Genomic DNA, 17,535 nt, shown 5'->3' with positions numbered 1-17,535 from the left:
CAACCACATCCCAAAGGAGAATCCTTATGCCCCAATTAAGACCTTACATTTACAGTGAAAATGCTATCGTACAAGCCGAATTTTACGTTAACGCGCTGGGCGGCGAAATCGTGAGTGTACAGACCTTCGGCGATATGCCGGGAGGGAGTCAAGCAGACAAGGACCGCGTCATGCATTTGGTCGCGCAGGCCGCGGGTCTAACCTTTTACTTGGCTGATTCAGGCTCCGTTCACCGCGGCAGCGGACTTGATTTAACGTTGGAGTTCGAGACCGAGGCCGCGGCGGCACAAGCATTTGACAAGCTCGCCGTCGGAGGTGAAATCTTGATGCCGTTCGAGCGGATGTTCTGGGGCAGCATGTTCGGCCGCCTGACAGATCGATTTGGCGTCCGATGGCAAATCGCCGTGCAAGCCGAGATTTGAGGCAAAGTCAGCAGTATGAAAGCTGCTATTAACTTTTAACTCATCAGAACTACTTTTTTACAGGGAAGGCGGAAGGAAAATGAACATTACGATTAGTCATAAGGGAGCCTCCAAAGTCGCCGTCATCGAGAGCGAAGGCATTGTCATCGGAAATGCGCAGGATGCGCTGGATTTGATGGCCTCCGTCCAATATACGGAGGACTGCCATAAGCTGCTGATCGCGAAGGCGAATATCGCGGAAGACTTTTTCGAGCTTCGGACGAAGCTGGCGGGGGAGATTTTGCAGAAGTATACGAATTACCGGGTCAAGCTTGCGATCGTCGGCGATTTCAGCGGATATGACAGCAAAAGCTTGAAGGATTTCATCTATGAATGCAATCAGGGCAAGCAGTTCTTCTTCCTGAACGACAAAGACGCCGCGCTCGAAGCACTGCACGGCGTCGATTAGCAATCGGTCGGAGGCAGCTGCTCCTGAGGATGCACGCTCCCTGTCTCACACGATAGCTTATTTGGTCTCCAGCTTTAGAATGGCCTTATCAAACGTATACGGAATATGCAGCTCATGCAACGGCGAGCCGTCCTTGGCGCTCGCCTCATAAATCGTCAGTACGCCCGTCGGGCTCGTCGGCATCTCTGACAGCTTCACGGTAAACTCGAAATCCCCCCACTCCGGGGCGCCTATACTTGCTTTCGGGTGCCCCTCTGCAAGAATGTTATGCCCATCCTCCAAGTTGTAGCTGAAGGCCGCTTCGAATACGCGCGCTTGGCCTCTGACGGTGAAGGACTTCCCGATCACGCTGCCCGGCGCAGGGCCGTACACGCGAAAAGCATCATTGCCGGCGACAACCGCCGGCTTGCCATCCTCAGGCGCTGGCTCCGGTTTGCTGCCCGTATCGGTATCGGTTGGATGGGTTGGCGCTGGCGCAGTCCCGTTACCGGAAGTATTGCCGCCCGGCGGATTAGCCGGTTCCGGCTGCGGCGTTACTGCTGTCCCGTTACCGGTATTGTTGGAAGGTTTTGTGCCGGGAGCGTCGGCGGTATCGCTGGAGCAGCCGGATAAGAGTGTCAGCGTAAGCACCAGGGCGATAACGCAGAGCAGCGCTGGGTAAGGTTTAGACATATCGAACACCTGCCTTTGCATAATTTCATGCCTGAAAATAACCTGAATCAGGTTGTTGCCCTTCTCTATTTAGTATACGCTTGAATGAGCTGGTTGAATCATAGAACGCCTATGAGGGAGTGTGCGGGACCATGTTTGAATGGAGACGACTGCTTCGTTTTAACAGGTACGTTGGACAGAACGGACGGGAAGAAATCGACTATCAATGGCCGGCAGCCAAATTTCCCGTCATCAACATCCGCACGAGCGCGGGCAGGAGCAAGCCCAAGATCGCCGTGGGGCTTATTGCTATAGGCGACATTGCCGTCGGTCTTGTTGCCGGCGGGGCGATGGCGATCGGCGTGCTTTCCTTTGGTGCGGTTGCCCTTGGAGGCGTGCTGGCGCTGGGCGCCGTTGCACTGTCGAGCGGACTGTCCGCGGGCGCGGTGGCCATAGGCGACTTCGCTATTGGCGCCGTATCCATCGGGCAAACGGCGCTCGGTGCCGTAGCGGTCGGCCAGAACGCGCTGGGTGCGGTCGCCATCGGCCAGCATGTAATCGGTGCGGTAGCGGTCGGCGAGCGGGTCTATGGCTTGGTCGCCATCGGGAATCACGGCTTCGGCTTGGTGCCGATTGTCGGCGATTTTTTCCGATGGATTGCAGGCCTCTTCCGTTAGAAGCGCGTGTTACGAACACGGTGAATCGGCAAGACGAACGGCGCCCTGTCCGCAGTGCGCTTTTTTCGTTGTATGGTGCAGTTTCAACAGATTTCATGCTTTTATGCTACAATAAGGGACAGCATACGTGGGAAGAGGAAGGTGAAGTATGGATACCGTCAAGATATTGGGCGTTCCATTCTCGAAGATGACGCTTTCGGATACGGTGAAGCTGCTGCAGGCGCGGCTTGCGGGGGAGCGGAAGCCGATGTTTCACTTGATTACGGCCAACCCTGAGATTGTCATGGCCGCCAAGCAGGAACCGCAGCTGCAGGCCATTGTGAATGCGGCCGATCTCATTACGCCGGACGGCATTGGCGTCGTGCTCGCGGCCAAATGGCAGGGCGTGCTTATTCCGGAGCGTGTGACCGGCTTTGATTTGCTGACGCGGCTGCTCGAAGGGGCGAAGACCAAGGGCTTCTCGCTCTATGTCGTCGGGGCGGATGAAGAGACGAATGCCAAGGCCGCTAGTATTATCGTGGACAAGTACCCCGGCGTCGAAATCGTCGGCAGGCATAACGGGTATTACAAAGGCGAGCAGGAAGAGGCACTCGTCGCAGACATCGAGCGGAAGCAGCCGGATCTGCTGATCGTTGCGCTTGGCGCACCGAATGCCGAGAAATGGATCTACAAGCACAAGAGCCGCTTGAAAGCGAAGGTGGCTTTCGGCGTCGGCGGCAGCTTGGACGTGATCGCCGGCAAAGTGAAGCGAGCGCCCGTCATCTGGCAGAAGCTGAACGTCGAGTGGCTCTACCGGCTGCTCAAGCAGCCTTCGCGCTGGCGCCGCCAGCTGGTGCTGCCGAAGTTCGCGCTTACTATTCTAACGACGAAGCGCCGCTAAATAAAAGAACCTTCACGATCCCGCATCGAAAATGGGGAGGGTGAAGGTTCTTCTGCATTTCAGCCGGGTTGATCTGACATTACGCCGTCGTCGGCGGAACGAAGGTGCGAGAGGCAAATTCGGTATCGAGCATGAAGAACGCATTGCTGTCCTTGTCGATCCGCTTGAGCTTGTTGATGATGCTGTCGAACATCGCTTCTTCTTCGACCTGCTCGTCAATAAACCATTTCAGGAACTGGATCGTAGCATGCTCGCGGTCGTTCATGGCGAGATCGGACAAATGGTAGATTCGTTTGGTCACTTCCTGCTCATGCTGGTATGCATGCTCGAAGGCTTCAAGAATGGAGCTATAGTTATTGTTGGGTGTGCTCATGCCGTCCAGTTTGACGCGTTTTCCGCGATCATTGAGATACTTGTACATTTTCATGGCATGGAAGCGTTCCTCTTCGGCTTGCACAATAAAGAAGTTCGCGAAGCCGTCCAGGCTTTCCCCTGAGCAATAAGCGGCAATGGCCAAATATACGTGCGCAGAATAGAACTCGAAATTAAGCTGATCGATGACAGCATCGGTAAGCGTTTCGTTCATCATCGGCCGCACCTCCCTTTCCAAAAGTGTTTTTAAAAGCTAAAGAGAAGAAGACTGCCGCATCCCTCAAAAGGATTTTGGCCGCTTCTTCTCCTATCGTAACATACAATTCCATATTATCCTATCCGATGCTTCAGCTTGGCATACAAGACATCCGCGCTCGGGGCGACGACGACTTCCGTTTTGCCGATTAGAACCATGCACTGCTTTGAGCAAAGCTTGCAGTTGCCAAGGCAATCCTTCTTCTTCTGCTTCAAATCGGGAAACTCCTGCTTGAGCGTCTTGAACACCGACTTGGAGCCGTGCTTGAAGTTGCGGCAGCAGTATTTGATCTTCTTCATCCGGTCCGATACCTACCTCTCTACGCGGTAGTTTTTGTTATGTAGCTCTGTATCAATGATAGTAATTCTCATTCTCAATGTCAATATAAAAAAACGGGAGCCTGGCTCCTTCCTTTACTTCGCGCATTCGCTGTCTTATGATGAGAAGCAAACATGAATGTCAGAAAAGGAGCTTAACACCCGCATGAGCACAAATGGACAACAGCGATCAAGTATCCGTCCCGGCTTGACCGTCGATATCGTATTAAAGAAGGACCAGGCTACCGGCCGCCTTACCCGCGGCATCGTAAAGGATATTTTGACGAATTCCCCCAATCACCCGCATGGCATTAAAGTGAGGCTGCAAAGCGGCGACGTCGGCAGGGTCAAGTTAATTGTTGGAGGCCAATCGCAATAATTTTCAGCGATAGAACCAACTGGGAACGGGATAAGCATACCTTTCCGGGAGCGGTACGCCGCGCGGACGTGAAGATTCACCACGATGTCCTGCTGAACGGTTAGCGGAAGCTGCGAGCGCTGGCATTTAACCGCTTTCTTGTTTGCAACATCGGGGCAAAATGAGTAGGATAAGAGAGTGTGTTTAACGACTACAAGCCATGTGCGTAAAGGAGCTGCGTCTCGATGAGCTTTCTCCCTCATTCCTTCTCGTTTGGGCATCTCGCCTCGATCATCGTTACGCTGATGTCCGGCATCGCGGTCACGTTCCTTCGGCTTCGAGCCAGTAATCGGCCAACGACCCTGCGTAAGATCATCATCCCGCCGCTCGGCATGTCTACCGGCTTCCTGATGTTTGTTGTCCCGATCACGCATGTGCCGTGGCTGTGGGGATTGACGGCTTTCGCCGCGGGGGCGACGATCTTTGCATATCCGCTAATCCGGACATCCAAGCTGGAGAGAATCGGCACGACTATCGTTTTGAAACGGTCAAAAATGTTTATCTTTATCTTACTCGGCCTGTTGATCGTACGGCTGCTCGCCCATGATCTGGTGGAGCAGGTCATCACGATCCCGCAAACCGGCGCGCTTTTCTTCGTGCTCGCGTTCGGGATGATCCTTATATGGCGGCTTGCCATGCTGCGGGAATTTATGCGATTGAACCGAGATAGAAAAGAATACCGTTGACAGCCCAAATGTCAGCTGGTATTCTAGCCGTACAAATTGTATACAATTTAATTGGGTAATCCGATTGGTTTGCGTTCACGTCGAGAGACGGGAATGCAGCATTCGGGTAAGGATTTTCGTAAGAAAATCCACTACGGAAGCATAAGCTCACTTATTGGTTTGCAGAAATGAGGAGACAGACATGGAAACGAATGCGCAGCTCGAGCTGGATAATCAGGTCTGTTTCGCCCTTTATGCGTGCGCGCGCGAAGTGACGAAGCTGTATCGGCCGTTTCTGGATGAGCTTGGCATCACCTATACGCAATATGTAACCCTGCTTGCGCTCTGGGAGAAGGACGGGGTGCCGGTGAAGGAACTTGGCGGCAGACTGTATCTGGATTCCGGTACGTTGACACCGCTGCTGAAGAAGCTCGAAGGCAGCGGATTGATTCACAGGGAACGCGACCCGCAGGACGAGCGGAGCGTTCTCGTTCGACTGACGGATAAAGGCCGCGAAATGAAAATGAGCGCGGTGCCGATCCCGGAGCGTGTCTTCTGCCAGATCAATATGCCGCATGAGGAATTGGCGCAGCTGCTGGGGCAGCTCCACAAATTAACGTCCTCACTTCATGCCGACGGCTGCCACGCCGAAGACTGCTAAAGTTGCATGACATAGATGGACCACTTTGAGCCCGGAGGGGACGAAGTGGTCTTTTTTGCGTGGAGCGTCAAGCTTCCCGCCAAAAATGCGCCGGAACCGCTGCTCGAAATAGAAGGTTTCCGAGCCTGTAACGACGATAGCGGCAGAGGCGCACAATGCGTCGCGGCAGCGCAAATACGCTTCATCCCCGTCCTCAAGCTCGGCGGGAAGAAGCGTAATCAAGGCCGCGGGGGAGCGCCCGGCGATTTCATACATCCAGCAGGGGTGCGTCACGACAGCCGCCGTACGCACCCAGGGCAGCGTGACAAGCTCATCCAGCTGCACAGGCTTAAGCTGCGGCGGAGCACCGTCCATAGCTTGCGCGCTCGTCACAAAAAACACGGATCGTCCGCGTCCCAGTCTTTCGATTGAAGGTCCGTAACTGAAATCCGCCCACGCGCAGTGGGGGAATACAACAATCGTATCCGTCATGCCTCGCATCCCGCCGTTTCGCATCCGTCCTGAAGCACGGTGCTGAACTTGATCCCCTCTATTTTATGGGGATGGGATGCGAGGCATGTCAGAAAGCGCCGCAATTCAGGACTATAAGTAGCACTCGCCGACTTCTCGATAGCGGACGACCTTCGCGGGCGTGCCGTAGGCGACGCTTCGGCTCTCGATGTCCGACAGCACGACGGCGCCTGCGCCGATGAGGGCATGCTCGCCAATCGTGACGGAATGGATGACGCCGGCGCCAAGCGACAAGGTGCTGAAGCTGCCGATCCGCACCTGCCCGCCGGAAGCCGCATTCGGAGCCAGATTGACGAAATCGCCGACGATGCTGTCATGATCGACGGAGGCGTTGGTGTTAATGACGCAGTGTTCGCCGATAACGGTATCGGCATTCACGACGGCGCCGGCCATAAGCACGCTGCCCGCGCCGATGACGGCTCCTTTTGCAACGGAAGCTCTGGGATGAATGGCGGTGACGAAGGTGAAGGAAGGCTGCGCGGCCAGAATAGCGGCAGTCACCTTGGACCGGGTCCAATTATCCCCGATCGCGGCGAAGCCGCCGTAGATGCGGGTATCGCTGGCTGTCAGCCAGCTTTCGTCGCCAAGCACCTCGTAGCCGTAGAAAACCGTTCCGACCGGCTTATGATTGTCGAGGATACCGAGAATGCGGTAGCGGCCCTCTTGTTCAATGACGTCGATGACTGATTTGGCGTGACCGCCGGCACCGAAGATTACGATCGATTCCATGAAGATATCCTCCTCCTTACACGGAATTATATCGGATGAGAGCCTTGCTTACCATACTCTGGAAGGCACAGTGAAAGTGATGCAGCAGCATAAAGAACCCAGTGCCGATAGGCACTGGGTCTCATGGAATAGTGATTGGCGATTCCGCAGCGTGATTAGTTCGCTTTAACGGCTTCGAGCTCAATGGTGAATTTTACTTCGTCGCCGATTAGGACGCCGCCTGTTTCAAGCACGGCGTTGTACGTCAGGCCGTACTCGCTGCGGCTGATGGCGCCTTTGCCGCTGAAGCCGACCTTCTCGTTGCCCCATGGGTCTTTGCCGGTGCCTTCGTAGGCCACATGGAACGTTTGCGTGCGCGTCAAGCCGTGCAGTGATAAATTGCCCGTTACATCGTATTCGCCGTCGCCGGTTTTGCTGACGGAGGTCGATTGGAACGTGAGCGTCGGGTAATGCTCGATATCGAAGAAATCGCCTGTACGCAGGTGGTTGTCGCGGTCCGCGTTGCGGGTATCGATGCTGTTCAGGACAACGTTAAACTGAATGCTCGCCGTTGTCAGATCGGCAGGATCTGCTTCGATTTCCGCGCTGAATTCGTGAAAAGCGCCTTTTACTTTAGCAATCATCATATGCTTAATGGTGAAATCTACGCTGCTGTGCGTGGGATCAACGAGCCATTTGGATGTCGTCATGGGTTTATAACCTCCGATTATTAATTACATTAAGTAACCAACTATATTATATATAGTTAATTATAGTGGCGGAATTCAGCTTCTGTCAATCATTTCTTTGGGTTAATTTGACTGAATTCATTGACAGGGATTCCCTTCAGCGGGTATATTCGAACCAGGAAATCCACTAGGGGCGCCCGCACGGGCTGAGATAAGGCAGATGCCTTGGTCCCTTTGAACCTGATCTGGGTCATACCAGCGTAGGAAAGTGGGAATGTACGTGCGACCTTGAGTTCTGGTTGCAGGGCCGAAGCCGCTGCGCTCGCCCCTTGCCCCTGACTCGCGCCCGCCTGGCTGAGGACTTGTTCCTGAAGCCGCGGTCAGCTGCCCGCGACATCCACCGCTCCCTTCGCCGGAGCGGTTTTTTTGTGCTCCGGCAGGCAAGCGGCGCCCGCGAGGCTGTCGCCACAGCACCTTGGCATGCTGCATCCCTGCAAGCCTCCTAGTGGTAATTCCGGCTGTATGCCGTCGATGATTCGCCGCCGCTGTCTGCTTACTCGGTGCGATGACATAGGCGGCTGCCGCCCATTCAATGAGGAGGTTTTGCGAGATGCCGATTTTGACAACGCCGCTACCAGGGAGCCGCAAAGTATACGTAGAAGGAAGCCGCAGTGACATTCAAGTGCCGATGAGAGAGATTGCGCTGTCGCCGACGACAGGAAGGAACGGAGAGGCGGACAATGCGCCGATCTCGGTGTATGATGCAAGCGGACCATACACGGATACCGCTTACCATGCTGATGTAAGGCGGGGCTTGCCTGCGCTGCGAGCTACATGGATCGCCGAGCGCGGCGATACGGAAGCGTACGAGGGACGGACGATCGTGCCGCTCGATAACGGCTTTCATTCCGAGGCTGCCGTGCATAATCGCGGTGCGGAGCTGTTCCCGGCGCTTGCGCGCAAACCGCTGCGGGCTAAGGAAGGGCGGAACGTCACGCAGCTGCATTACGCAAGGCAGGGCATCATTACGCCGGAGATGGAGTTCATCGCGATTCGCGAGGGGATGGATCCGGAGGTTGTCCGCAAGGAAGTCGCCGAAGGGCGCGCGATCATTCCGGCGAACATCAACCATCCCGAGAGCGAGCCGATGATTATCGGGCGCCGGTTCCATGTGAAGATCAATGCCAACATCGGCAATTCCGCCGTCGCTTCCTCTATCGAAGAAGAGGTGGAGAAAATGACGTGGGCGACCCGCTGGGGCGCGGATACGATCATGGACCTCTCGACGGGCAAAAACATCCATACGACGCGCGAATGGATCGTGCGCAACTCTCCGGTTCCAGTTGGAACGGTGCCGATCTATCAGGCGCTTGAGAAAGTAGACGGCAAGGCCGAGGATTTGTCGTGGGAGGTCTTCCGCGATACGCTGATCGAGCAAGCGGAGCAAGGCGTGGATTACTTTACGATTCATGCCGGCGTGCTGCTGCGGTATATTCCGCTTACGGCGAAGCGCGTCACGGGCATCGTGTCCCGCGGCGGGTCCATTATGGCCGCATGGTGCCTCGCGCACCACAAGGAGAATTTCCTCTATACGCATTTTGAAGAAATCTGCGAAATCATGAAGCGTTACGATGTGGCGTTCTCGCTCGGCGACGGGCTGCGCCCGGGCTCCATTGCGGATGCGAACGACGAAGCGCAGTTCGGGGAGCTGGATACGCTCGGCGAGCTGACGCACATCGCGTGGAAGCACGACGTTCAGGTGATGATCGAAGGTCCGGGCCATGTGCCGATGCACCTTATCAAGGAAAATATGGACCGTCAGCTGGAGGTGTGCAAGGAAGCGCCGTTCTATACCCTGGGGCCGCTGACGACGGATATCGCGCCGGGCTACGACCATATTACGTCTGCGATCGGCGCCGCGATGATCGGCTGGTTCGGAACGGCGATGCTCTGCTACGTGACGCCGAAGGAGCATCTCGGCCTGCCGAACAAGGAGGATGTGAAGGAAGGCGTCATCACGTACAAAATCGCCGCGCACGCAGCTGATTTGGCCAAAGGCCATCCGCGCGCGCAAGTGAGGGACAACGCGCTGTCGAAGGCGCGGTTCGAGTTCCGCTGGCATGACCAGTTCCACTTGTCGCTGGATCCCGAGCGCGCGATGTCGTACCACGACGAGACGCTGCCGGCTGAAGCGGCGAAGTCGGCGCATTTCTGTTCCATGTGCGGTCCGAAGTTCTGCAGCATGCGCATTACGCAGGACATTCGCGATTATGCGAAGGAGAACGGCCTGGAGACGCAGGAGGCGATTGAGGCCGGCATGCAGGAGCAGGCATCGGCCTTCCGGCAGGGGGGCGGCTCGATTTATTCGTAAGTGGGGAGAGGAGTTACGGGAATGGAGAAGAGAGATTGGCGGGCATTCAAGCTCTATGCCATCACGGCAGTAAATTATCATCCGGGCCGCAGCATGCTTGAGGTCATGGAGCAGGCGATCCTCGGAGGAGTGGATATCGTCCAGCTTCGGGCAAAGGATGCGCCCAAAGAGGAGATTCTTGCGGACGCGCGGGCGCTTCGGGCGCTTACTGCCCGTTACGGCGTGCCGCTCATCATTAACGACCATATCGACATCGCGCTGGAAGTCGGCGCAGACGGTGCTCATTTTGGCCAGGACGATCTGCCGCTTGCGGAAGCGCGGCGGATTCTTGGGCCGGATGCCATCATCGGCATTTCCACGCACAGCCTGGAGCAGGCGTTGGCCGCGGAGCGGGGAGGCGCCGATTATATCGGCGTCGGCCCGGTCTATCCGACAGGCACAAAGCCGGGACGAACGGCGGTCACGACTGCTTACGTGCGGGAAGCGGCTGCCCATGTGGCGATTCCGTGGGTGGCGATCGGGGGCATTACGCTCGAGAATGTCGATGAGGTTATGGCAGCAGGCGCGTCCCGGATTTGCGCGGTATCGGCCATTGTGGGCAGCGACGATCCTGCCGCTGTGTGCCGGGCGTTCCGTGAGCGGCTGAGCGCTGGAGCCGGCGGAGAGCATACGGAAGAGGACGGCGCTGTCCAGGCGGCATTCTCGGTCATCGTAAACGGCCGCAGCGAGGAAACATCGGCGCGGACGGTCGAGCAATTGGTGGAAACGCTCGGCCTTGCGGGCAAGAGCCTCGTCGTCGAGCTTGACGGGACGATTCTCGCGCGCGAAGCTTGGGCGGAAACCGCGCTTGTTAACGGCGCGGTGCTGGAGCTTGTTCATTTTGTAGGAGGGGGTTGAGGCGGATGAGCGCAAATGGCGGAGAATTCTTTTTGGCTGGAGATGATTTGCTCATCGGCGGGAAACGGCTGGGTTCGCGGTTTTTCCTGGGGACGGGACGGTTTCCGAGTCCGGCCGTTTTCCAGCTTGCGCTGGAAGCATCGGCTGCGGAGGTCGTGACGTTCGCGGTGCGCCGCGTGAATCTGGACTATACCGAGGATGATTCCATCCTGCAGCATATGGCTGGGCGGAGCTATACGTTTCTGCCAAACACGTCAGGCGCGGGCAATGCCGACGAAGCGGTACGGATTGCGAAGCTGGCGCGAGCCGCGGGACTCAGTGACTGGATCAAGGTAGAGATCAGCGCGCATCCGCGGACGCTCCTGCCTGATCCCATCGAGACGCTGCGGGCAACCGAGCGGCTGGTGAAGGAAGGCTTCACGGTGTTGCCGTACACATCGGATGATCCGATCCTGTGCAAGCGGCTGGAGGAAGCCGGAGCTGCGGCCGTGATGCCTGGCGGTGCGCCGATCGGCACGGGGCTCGGCCTGCTCAACCCGTATAACCTTGGTCTGATCATAGAGGAGGCGGGCGTGCCGATTATCGTCGATGCAGGCATCGGCTCCGCCGCCGATATCGTGCAGGCGATGGAGCTTGGCGCAGACGGTATTCTGGTCAATACGCCGGTGGCGAAGGCGCAGGATCCTGTTGGCATGGCGCGCGCGATGCGGCTTGCCGTGGAAGCGGGCCGTCTGTCATACTTGTCGGGCCGCATTCCGAAGCGGCGGTACGCGTCGGCGAGCAGCGAGACGGAGGGGATTTCGATCTCTTCGGCTTCAGGCGGCGCCGCTGGGGGAAGTGTGTCTGCCGGCTCTCCACATGAGGCGGCAGCTGGCGAAGTGCAGCGTTCGCTGCCGGAGCAGCCGTAAGATGGGCACACGTGTTATCGTGCTGGGCGGCGGCATTATCGGCTTGTCCTGCGCCTTCGAAGCGGTAATGGGCGGCGCGGAAGTAACCGTCGTCGAACCGGGGCGCGTAGGCGGGCAGGCTTCCGGCGCTGCAGCGGGAATGCTGGCACCCTATACGGAGAACGGGGAGCTGCCGGATGCGTTTTTCCAGTTATGTCTAGACAGCCTGCATCGTTATCCCGAATGGGTGAGGAAGATCGAAGAGGTGTCTGGCCAATCCGCGGAGCTGACCAACTGCGGGAGCTTGACGGTTGCGATGCATGAAGCGGACCTGCAGCCGCTGCAGGCGCGGCTTGCCTGGCAGCAGCGCTTCGGCGCATCGGCGGAACTGATCGGCCAGGAGCGGCTCCGGAAGATGGAGCCGCTCCTGCATGGCGGCGCGGCAGGGGCGCTCTATTGTCCCACGGAGTCGCATGTGCATGCGCCGAAGCTCGTTGCCGCGCTGGAAGCGGCGTGCCGCAGGCTTGGCGTGCGCATCCTGGAGCAGGCGGGAGCGATCGCCCCGCCGCGGGCGGGCAGCGGCGGACGCGTAGACGCCGTCGTGGAGACCGCCGCCTATGGCAGCGTCAGCGGCGACGTGCTGATCGTCTGCGCCGGCGCATGGGCGAATACATACGCGGCGCTGTGCGGGTTCCCGATTCCGGTGCATCCCATCCGGGGTCAGATCTGCTCCTTTGATTTGACGGGCGCTGACGACCGCGCTGCTGGCGCTTCCGTGTCGCATATGGTGTTCTCCAGCCAGGCGTATTGGGTGCAGAAGCGGGACGGCCAGCTTGTCTGCGGCGCCTCCGAGGACGCGGCCGGTTACGACACGTCGGTGACGGACCGCGGCATCGACCGCTTGACGCGGTGGACGCCGCGCGTGTTTCCATTTCTGGGCGGACGCGCGCCCGCAATGCGGTGGGCGGGCCTCCGTCCGGCTACGCGCGATGGCCGTCCGCTGATCGGCATGGTTCCCGGCAGCCCGAACGTGCTGATCGCCGCGGGCCATTACCGCAACGGCATTCTGCTCAGTCCGGCGACCGCGGCGATGATCGGCGACCTGCTGATCGGCGTCGCGCCGCGGCAGGCGGAAGCGGCCAGCTTCGCGCCGGATCGCTTCGCGCGCGGCGGGCGGGCGGTAACGCTTTAAGAGCGGTACCTGATGCAGTTCTTCTCTATTAAATATAATATGAACAAACAAAAGAGGGGTTGCCCGTCAGTCATGTAGATGACTTTCGGGACAGCCCCTCTTTCGCGTGCGATGATCCTAAAGCGCATGGGTCCGATTCCGATTGACACCGAACTCATTAACCGTTTCTAGCGGCTTACCGTCATGCCAGCTTAATCTAGCTGACGTCCTGCTTCCTTTTCTGACTGCTGAACTGGCTCTCGTACAGATCTGCGTAGAAGCCGCCTGCGGCGAGCAGCTCCTCATGCGTGCCCTGCTCGATGACCGTGCCGTGGTTCATGACGAGGATGAGATCCGCGTCGCGGATGGTCGACAACCGGTGCGCGATCACGAAGCTCGTGCGGCCTTGCATCAGCTCGTTCATGGCGCGCTGGATGTGGATCTCGGTCCGCGTATCGACGCTGCTGGTCGCTTCGTCCAGGATAAGGATGGCCGGATCGGCCAGAATCGCGCGTGCTATGGTCAGCAATTGCTTCTGTCCCTGCGAGATATTCGATGCTTCTTCGTTCAGCACCGTATCGTAGCCTTCCGGCAGCGTGCGGATGAAATGGTCCGCATAGGCTGCCCGGGCCGCCGCGACGACTTCGTCTTCCGTCGCGCCGCTGCGCCCGTATGCGATGTTGTCTCGGATGGTGCCGTTAAACAGCCATGTGTCCTGCAGCACCATGCCGAATAAGCTGCGCAAATCGCCGCGCTTCAGCTCCGTCAGGTCGGCGCCGTCGATCGTAATACTGCCGCCGTTCAGCTCGTAGAAGCGCATCAGCAGGTTGATCAAGGTTGTCTTGCCGGCGCCGGTCGGGCCGACGATAGCGATCGTTTGGCCCGCATGGACGTGAATGTCCATGTCTTCGATCAATGTCGTATCGTCCTTGTAACGGAACTGCACATGGTTGAAGCTGACGTTACCCTTGACCGTAACAGCTGGGCCTTTCTTAACTTCTGCGTTATTCGCGGCGATCGCGATTGGCGCGGCCGATTCCGGCACTTCCTCCGTCTCGTCGAGCAGCTCGAAGATGCGCTCCGCTGAAGCGATCGTCGATTGGATAATGTTCGCGATCTGCGCCGTCTGCGTAATCGGCATGGCGAATTGGCGCGAGTAGGAGATGAACGCCTGGACATCGCCGATGGTGATCGACTTGTGCAGCACGAGTATGCCGCCGGCCACGCTGACAAGCACGTAGCCGATATTGCCGATGAAGCCCATAATCGGCATGATCATCCCGGACACGAACTGCGCGCGCCAGCCGGATTCGTACAATTGCTCGTTGACCGCGTTGAATTTTGCGACGGATTTGCGCTCATGGCCGAATGCTTTCACGATGTTATGTCCGGTATACATTTCCTCGACATGGCCGTTCAGCTCGCCGAGCGCTTTCTGCTGGCCCTTAAAATACAGCTGCGACCGCTTCGCGATCATCTTGATCGCGATGAAGCTGAGCGGGAGCGTCACGATCGTAATGAGCGTCATGAGCGGGCTGATCGTCAGCATCATGACGATGACGCCGATCAGCGTCACGAACGACGTAATGAATTGCGTCAAGCTTTGCTGCAGGGTACCGCTTATATTGTCTACGTCATTGACCGCGCGGCTCAAGATTTCCCCGTGCGTGCGGGAGTCGAAGAACTTCAGCGGCAGGCGCTCAAGCTTCTCGTTCACGTCCTTGCGCAGATCGTAAACGGTTTTCTGCGCGACGCTTGCCATGACATATTGCTGAATAAAGCTGAATAAAGCACTAATGATATAGAGCACGACAAGGACAAGTAGAATTTGCCATATATAATGAAAGTCGATTTGCGCACCTGGTGTGCCCTTCAGCTTGCCGACGAGACCTTCGAACAGCTCAGTCGTGGCTTTGCCCATAATTTTCGGGCCGAGTATGGAGAACACCGTGCTGAGCACGGCGGTCAGCAGGACGACAAGCAGCGCGCCGCGATGCGGCTTCAAGTAGCCGATGAGGCGGCGCAGCGTGCCCTTGAAGTCCTTGGCTTTCTGGACGGGCATGCCCATCATGCCGCCAGGGCCTCCGCGGCCTGGGCCGAAGCCGAAATTGCCAGGCGCGGGGCCGCTTTGGCCGCCGGGCCGCTGGGTGATGCCGGGACCGCCGCCTGCGGCGCCTCTTGGTTGTTCACTCATGCGATCTCCTCCTCGGACAGCTGTGACGTAACGATTTCGCGGTAAACCGTGGACGACTGGAGCAGCTCGCGATGCGTGCCGATCGCGGAGATTTGTCCGTCATCGAGTACAATGATGCGGTCGGCGTCCATGACGGTACTCACCCGCTGCGCGACGATCAAGACGGTCGCCTCTGTCGTTTCCCCGCGGAGCGCGGCGCGGAGCTTGGCGTCGGTCTTGAAATCAAGCGCGGAGAAGCTGTCATCGAACAAGTAGATGGATGGCTTGCGCACGAGCGCCCGGGCGATGGACAGCCGCTGCTTCTGGCCGCCGGAGACGTTGCTGCCCCCTTGGGCGACCGGCGAATCGAAGCCGTCTTTCATCTCCGTTACAAAATCATACGCCTGCGCGACAACGGCGGCATGACGGATTTCTTCATCGGAGGCGTCCCCTTTACCGAAGCGGATGTTATCTGCAATCGTACCTGTGAAGAGCACGGCTTTCTGCGGAACGAGTCCGATGCCGGAGCGGAGCTCTTCCTGCGTCATCTCGCGTACGTCGATGCCGCCGATCGTAATACTGCCGCTTGTGGCGTCATAGAATCGCGGAATCAGATTGATGAGCGTCGATTTGCCGGAGCCCGTTCCGCCAATGATGGCGATAACCTCGCCGGGACCCGCTGAGAACGAAATATTGGAGAGCGCCGGCATTTCCGCGCCCGGATAGTGGAACGAAACGTTATGGAACTTCAGCTCGCCGCGAGCGGCGGCCGGCTTAGCGGCTGCGTCCGATGGATCATGAATGTCCGGGACCATGTTCAGCACGCCATTGATCCTGACCGCAGAAGCGGATGCCCGCGGAATCATGACGAACATCATGGAAGCGAAGATGAGGGCGAACATGATCTGCCAGGCGTACTGGATGAAGGCCATGAGATCGCCGACCTGCATGCTGCCGCTGTCGATGCGCAGGCCGCCGAACCAGATGATAGCGATGCTCGCGAAGTTCAGCACAAGCATCATGATCGGCATGAGCGAGGCCATGATGCGGTTGACCTTGATTGCTGTATCCGTCAAATCCATGTTCGCGCCGTTAAAGCGGCCCTGCTCATGTCTCGTGCGGTTGAAGGAACGGATGACGCGGATACCGGTTAAATTCTCGCGCAGCACGAGATTCAGCTTGTCGATTTTGACCTGCATGACCTTGAACAGCGGTACGCCGCGGCTCACGATGGCAAAGATCAGAAGGGCGAGGATCGGAACGATCACAATGATGACGAGCGAGAGGGTGGCATCCTTGTACAGGGCCATAATGATTCCGCCGAAGCACATCATCGGCGCCATGACCATGACGCGCATCATCATCATCAGCACCTGCTGTACCTGGGTAATGTCGTTGGTCGTCCGCGTAATGAGGGATGCAGTGCCGACTTGGTCGAATTCGTGGAGGGAATATTTCTCGACATGCGCGAACACGCGGCTGCGCAGGTCGCGGCCGAAGCCGCCGGCCGACTTGGCGGACAAGAAGCTTGCACCGATGGAGCAGATCCCGCCGGCCAAGGCGATGATCAGCATGAAGCCGCCGATGCGCCAAATGTACGGATTGTCGCCTTGGACAACGCCATTGTCGACGATGTCCGCAAGCAGAGTGGGCAGATACAGATCGGATAACGATTGGAGGAACACGAAGAGCAGGACGAAGGAGACGAGCATGCGATACGGCTGAAGCATGCGAAACAGTTTCAACATAAGTACCTATTCACCCTCTTTGGTAGTGGTGTTGGTGTGACATCCGGGACGAAACCAATTGTCCGGCCCCGGCTCGGGATCTCCGTTCACGCCTATGAAATAGGCGTGCACATCGTCCAGCAGCGCGACGAGCTGTTCTGCCCGCCCGGGACCCAGATGCGCGATGAGTCCGTTCATTTTCTCATGCATGGCCTCGGCCGCAAGCCCGGTCAGCCGCTCGCCTTCTTCCGTGAGCGTGATGCGCACGGCTCGGCGGTCATGGGGATCCGGGTTGCGCTGCAGCAGGCCTCTGGCTGTCAGAACGTTGAGCGTCTGCGTGATCGTCGGGGAGGCGACGTTCATCATGGTGCTGATTTCCGATGCCTTGAGCCCTTCGGCATTGCACCTTGTCGCCCTGCGGATACAGAACAAGGTCATCGTTTCGCTCGGCGTGCAGTTCTCGATGGGGCGGCGGTTGTTCCATGGAATTTGCCGGAGATTCCGAAAAGCGCGAATCAGCTCGTGGATCGCTGGGCGGGCATGTTCCTCCTCGTGCTCATGATCTCCTTGCATGGTCGTGCTCCTTTGCTGAAAGTAATTTAGTTAGCTAACCTAAGTATATATTTTGAGCCGTG

General features: G+C 57.8%; 20 protein-coding genes and 1 riboswitch. Of the genes, 11 read left to right on the top strand and 9 right to left on the bottom strand.

Going from position 1 to position 17,535, the window contains the following annotated elements; translation table 11 throughout:
• The first annotated feature begins 26 nt into the window (after positions 1 to 26).
• Positions 27 to 422, top strand: coding sequence for a VOC family protein (locus KXU80_RS17590; protein WP_219834517.1), 396 nt, complete (start codon positions 27 to 29; stop codon positions 420 to 422).
• A gap of 79 nt (positions 423 to 501) precedes the next feature.
• Positions 502 to 870, top strand: a complete 369-nt coding sequence (locus KXU80_RS17585; protein WP_219834516.1) for a DUF4180 domain-containing protein — start codon at positions 502 to 504, stop codon at positions 868 to 870.
• Positions 871 to 927: 57 nt separating this feature from the next.
• Here KXU80_RS17585 and KXU80_RS17580 read toward each other — a convergent pair whose 3' ends face one another.
• Positions 928 to 1,542, bottom strand: coding sequence for a Gmad2 immunoglobulin-like domain-containing protein (locus tag KXU80_RS17580; protein WP_219834515.1), 615 nt, complete (start codon positions 1,540 to 1,542; stop codon positions 928 to 930).
• 131 nt (positions 1,543 to 1,673) lie between these two features.
• Here KXU80_RS17580 and KXU80_RS17575 point away from each other — a divergent pair, with 131 nt between their 5' ends.
• On the top strand, positions 1,674 to 2,198 hold the full coding sequence (locus tag KXU80_RS17575; protein WP_219834514.1) for a hypothetical protein: 525 nt from the start codon (positions 1,674 to 1,676) through the stop codon (positions 2,196 to 2,198).
• 148 nt (positions 2,199 to 2,346) lie between these two features.
• On the top strand, positions 2,347 to 3,078 hold the full coding sequence (locus tag KXU80_RS17570) for a WecB/TagA/CpsF family glycosyltransferase (protein WP_219834513.1): 732 nt from the start codon (positions 2,347 to 2,349) through the stop codon (positions 3,076 to 3,078).
• 79 nt (positions 3,079 to 3,157) lie between these two features.
• Here KXU80_RS17570 and KXU80_RS17565 read toward each other — a convergent pair whose 3' ends face one another.
• Both KXU80_RS17565 and KXU80_RS17560 read right to left on the bottom strand, forming a co-directional pair.
• The gene (locus tag KXU80_RS17565; protein ID WP_308858314.1) at positions 3,158 to 3,664 is read right to left on the bottom strand and encodes a ferritin; all 507 of its coding nucleotides are present in this window, start codon (positions 3,662 to 3,664) and stop codon (positions 3,158 to 3,160) included.
• Between the two features lie 116 nt (positions 3,665 to 3,780).
• Complete coding sequence (locus KXU80_RS17560; RefSeq protein ID WP_219834511.1) at positions 3,781 to 4,005, bottom strand: DUF1450 domain-containing protein; 225 nt, start codon at positions 4,003 to 4,005, stop codon at positions 3,781 to 3,783.
• 184 nt (positions 4,006 to 4,189) lie between these two features.
• Between KXU80_RS17560 and KXU80_RS17555 the strand changes: the two genes are divergently transcribed.
• From KXU80_RS17555 to KXU80_RS17545, 3 genes are all read left to right on the top strand, one after another.
• Positions 4,190 to 4,402 (top strand): YwbE family protein, encoded by a 213-nt coding sequence (locus KXU80_RS17555; RefSeq protein ID WP_219834510.1) that lies wholly within the window; start codon positions 4,190 to 4,192, stop codon positions 4,400 to 4,402.
• Between the two features lie 224 nt (positions 4,403 to 4,626).
• Positions 4,627 to 5,127 (top strand): CcdC family protein, encoded by a 501-nt coding sequence (locus KXU80_RS17550; protein WP_219834509.1) that lies wholly within the window; start codon positions 4,627 to 4,629, stop codon positions 5,125 to 5,127.
• A gap of 181 nt (positions 5,128 to 5,308) precedes the next feature.
• Entirely contained in the window at positions 5,309 to 5,767 is a 459-nt protein-coding gene (locus tag KXU80_RS17545) for a MarR family winged helix-turn-helix transcriptional regulator (RefSeq protein WP_219834508.1), read from the top strand.
• On the opposite strand, the gene KXU80_RS17540 is transcribed toward KXU80_RS17545, so the two are convergent.
• The 3 genes from KXU80_RS17540 to KXU80_RS17530 form a co-directional block, all read right to left on the bottom strand.
• Complete coding sequence (locus KXU80_RS17540; protein WP_219834507.1) at positions 5,729 to 6,238, bottom strand: hypothetical protein; 510 nt, start codon at positions 6,236 to 6,238, stop codon at positions 5,729 to 5,731. The genes KXU80_RS17545 and KXU80_RS17540 overlap by 39 nt on opposite strands.
• A gap of 111 nt (positions 6,239 to 6,349) precedes the next feature.
• On the bottom strand, positions 6,350 to 7,006 hold the full coding sequence (locus KXU80_RS17535) for an acetyltransferase (RefSeq protein WP_219834506.1): 657 nt from the start codon (positions 7,004 to 7,006) through the stop codon (positions 6,350 to 6,352).
• Between the two features lie 155 nt (positions 7,007 to 7,161).
• On the bottom strand, positions 7,162 to 7,695 hold the full coding sequence (locus tag KXU80_RS17530; protein WP_219834505.1) for a YceI family protein: 534 nt from the start codon (positions 7,693 to 7,695) through the stop codon (positions 7,162 to 7,164).
• Positions 7,696 to 7,853: 158 nt separating this feature from the next.
• Positions 7,854 to 7,958, top strand: a riboswitch (TPP riboswitch).
• 326 nt (positions 7,959 to 8,284) lie between these two features.
• Between KXU80_RS17530 and thiC the strand changes: the two genes are divergently transcribed.
• The 4 genes from thiC to thiO are packed head-to-tail and all read left to right on the top strand — an operon-like array spanning position 8,285 to position 13,021.
• A complete protein-coding gene (gene thiC / locus KXU80_RS17525) occupies positions 8,285 to 10,045 on the top strand; it encodes a phosphomethylpyrimidine synthase ThiC (protein WP_219834504.1) in 1,761 nt (586 codons plus the stop codon).
• 21 nt (positions 10,046 to 10,066) lie between these two features.
• A complete protein-coding gene (thiE, locus tag KXU80_RS17520; protein WP_219834503.1) occupies positions 10,067 to 10,942 on the top strand; it encodes a thiamine phosphate synthase in 876 nt (291 codons plus the stop codon).
• A 5-nt stretch (positions 10,943 to 10,947) separates the two neighbouring features.
• On the top strand, positions 10,948 to 11,850 hold the full coding sequence (locus KXU80_RS17515; protein ID WP_219834502.1) for a thiazole synthase: 903 nt from the start codon (positions 10,948 to 10,950) through the stop codon (positions 11,848 to 11,850).
• Position 11,851: 1 nt separating this feature from the next.
• The gene (gene thiO, locus KXU80_RS17510) at positions 11,852 to 13,021 is read left to right on the top strand and encodes a glycine oxidase ThiO (protein WP_219834501.1); all 1,170 of its coding nucleotides are present in this window, start codon (positions 11,852 to 11,854) and stop codon (positions 13,019 to 13,021) included.
• A gap of 196 nt (positions 13,022 to 13,217) precedes the next feature.
• Here the strand turns inward: thiO and KXU80_RS17505 are convergent, their stop codons facing one another.
• The 3 genes from KXU80_RS17505 to KXU80_RS17495 are packed head-to-tail and all read right to left on the bottom strand — an operon-like array spanning position 13,218 to position 17,473.
• Complete coding sequence (locus tag KXU80_RS17505) at positions 13,218 to 15,194, bottom strand: ABC transporter ATP-binding protein (protein WP_219834500.1); 1,977 nt, start codon at positions 15,192 to 15,194, stop codon at positions 13,218 to 13,220.
• The gene (locus KXU80_RS17500) at positions 15,191 to 16,921 is read right to left on the bottom strand and encodes an ABC transporter ATP-binding protein (protein WP_219834499.1); all 1,731 of its coding nucleotides are present in this window, start codon (positions 16,919 to 16,921) and stop codon (positions 15,191 to 15,193) included. Before KXU80_RS17500 ends, KXU80_RS17505 begins: the two co-directional genes overlap by 4 nt.
• Before the next feature lie 6 nt (positions 16,922 to 16,927).
• Complete coding sequence (locus KXU80_RS17495) at positions 16,928 to 17,473, bottom strand: MarR family winged helix-turn-helix transcriptional regulator (protein ID WP_219834498.1); 546 nt, start codon at positions 17,471 to 17,473, stop codon at positions 16,928 to 16,930.
• Positions 17,474 to 17,535: the final 62 nt, after the last annotated feature.

Source organism: Paenibacillus sp. R14(2021), assembly GCF_019431355.1.
In the GTDB taxonomy this organism is placed as follows: domain Bacteria; phylum Bacillota; class Bacilli; order Paenibacillales; family Paenibacillaceae; genus Paenibacillus_Z.
This window is presented reverse-complemented; position numbering and strand designations above follow the sequence as displayed.

Excerpts from the sequence above, each read along its gene's own strand:
- KXU80_RS17590 (WP_219834517.1), top strand. The coding sequence starts at position 27 with ATGCCCCAATTAAGACCTTACATTTACAGTGAAAATGCTATCGTACAA.
- KXU80_RS17585 (WP_219834516.1), top strand. The coding sequence starts at position 502 with ATGAACATTACGATTAGTCATAAGGGAGCCTCCAAAGTCGCCGTCATC.
- KXU80_RS17580 (WP_219834515.1), bottom strand. The coding sequence starts at position 1,542 with ATGTCTAAACCTTACCCAGCGCTGCTCTGCGTTATCGCCCTGGTGCTT.
- KXU80_RS17575 (WP_219834514.1), top strand. The coding sequence starts at position 1,674 with ATGTTTGAATGGAGACGACTGCTTCGTTTTAACAGGTACGTTGGACAG.
- KXU80_RS17570 (WP_219834513.1), top strand. The coding sequence starts at position 2,347 with ATGGATACCGTCAAGATATTGGGCGTTCCATTCTCGAAGATGACGCTT.
- KXU80_RS17565 (WP_308858314.1), bottom strand. The coding sequence starts at position 3,664 with ATGAACGAAACGCTTACCGATGCTGTCATCGATCAGCTTAATTTCGAG.
- KXU80_RS17560 (WP_219834511.1), bottom strand. The coding sequence starts at position 4,005 with ATGAAGAAGATCAAATACTGCTGCCGCAACTTCAAGCACGGCTCCAAG.
- KXU80_RS17555 (WP_219834510.1), top strand. The coding sequence starts at position 4,190 with ATGAGCACAAATGGACAACAGCGATCAAGTATCCGTCCCGGCTTGACC.
- KXU80_RS17550 (WP_219834509.1), top strand. The coding sequence starts at position 4,627 with ATGAGCTTTCTCCCTCATTCCTTCTCGTTTGGGCATCTCGCCTCGATC.
- KXU80_RS17545 (WP_219834508.1), top strand. The coding sequence starts at position 5,309 with ATGGAAACGAATGCGCAGCTCGAGCTGGATAATCAGGTCTGTTTCGCC.
- KXU80_RS17540 (WP_219834507.1), bottom strand. The coding sequence starts at position 6,238 with ATGACGGATACGATTGTTGTATTCCCCCACTGCGCGTGGGCGGATTTC.
- KXU80_RS17535 (WP_219834506.1), bottom strand. The coding sequence starts at position 7,006 with ATGGAATCGATCGTAATCTTCGGTGCCGGCGGTCACGCCAAATCAGTC.
- KXU80_RS17530 (WP_219834505.1), bottom strand. The coding sequence starts at position 7,695 with ATGACGACATCCAAATGGCTCGTTGATCCCACGCACAGCAGCGTAGAT.
- thiC (WP_219834504.1), top strand. The coding sequence starts at position 8,285 with ATGCCGATTTTGACAACGCCGCTACCAGGGAGCCGCAAAGTATACGTA.
- thiE (WP_219834503.1), top strand. The coding sequence starts at position 10,067 with ATGGAGAAGAGAGATTGGCGGGCATTCAAGCTCTATGCCATCACGGCA.
- KXU80_RS17515 (WP_219834502.1), top strand. The coding sequence starts at position 10,948 with ATGAGCGCAAATGGCGGAGAATTCTTTTTGGCTGGAGATGATTTGCTC.
- thiO (WP_219834501.1), top strand. The coding sequence starts at position 11,852 with ATGGGCACACGTGTTATCGTGCTGGGCGGCGGCATTATCGGCTTGTCC.
- KXU80_RS17505 (WP_219834500.1), bottom strand. The coding sequence starts at position 15,194 with ATGAGTGAACAACCAAGAGGCGCCGCAGGCGGCGGTCCCGGCATCACC.
- KXU80_RS17500 (WP_219834499.1), bottom strand. The coding sequence starts at position 16,921 with ATGTTGAAACTGTTTCGCATGCTTCAGCCGTATCGCATGCTCGTCTCC.
- KXU80_RS17495 (WP_219834498.1), bottom strand. The coding sequence starts at position 17,473 with ATGCAAGGAGATCATGAGCACGAGGAGGAACATGCCCGCCCAGCGATC.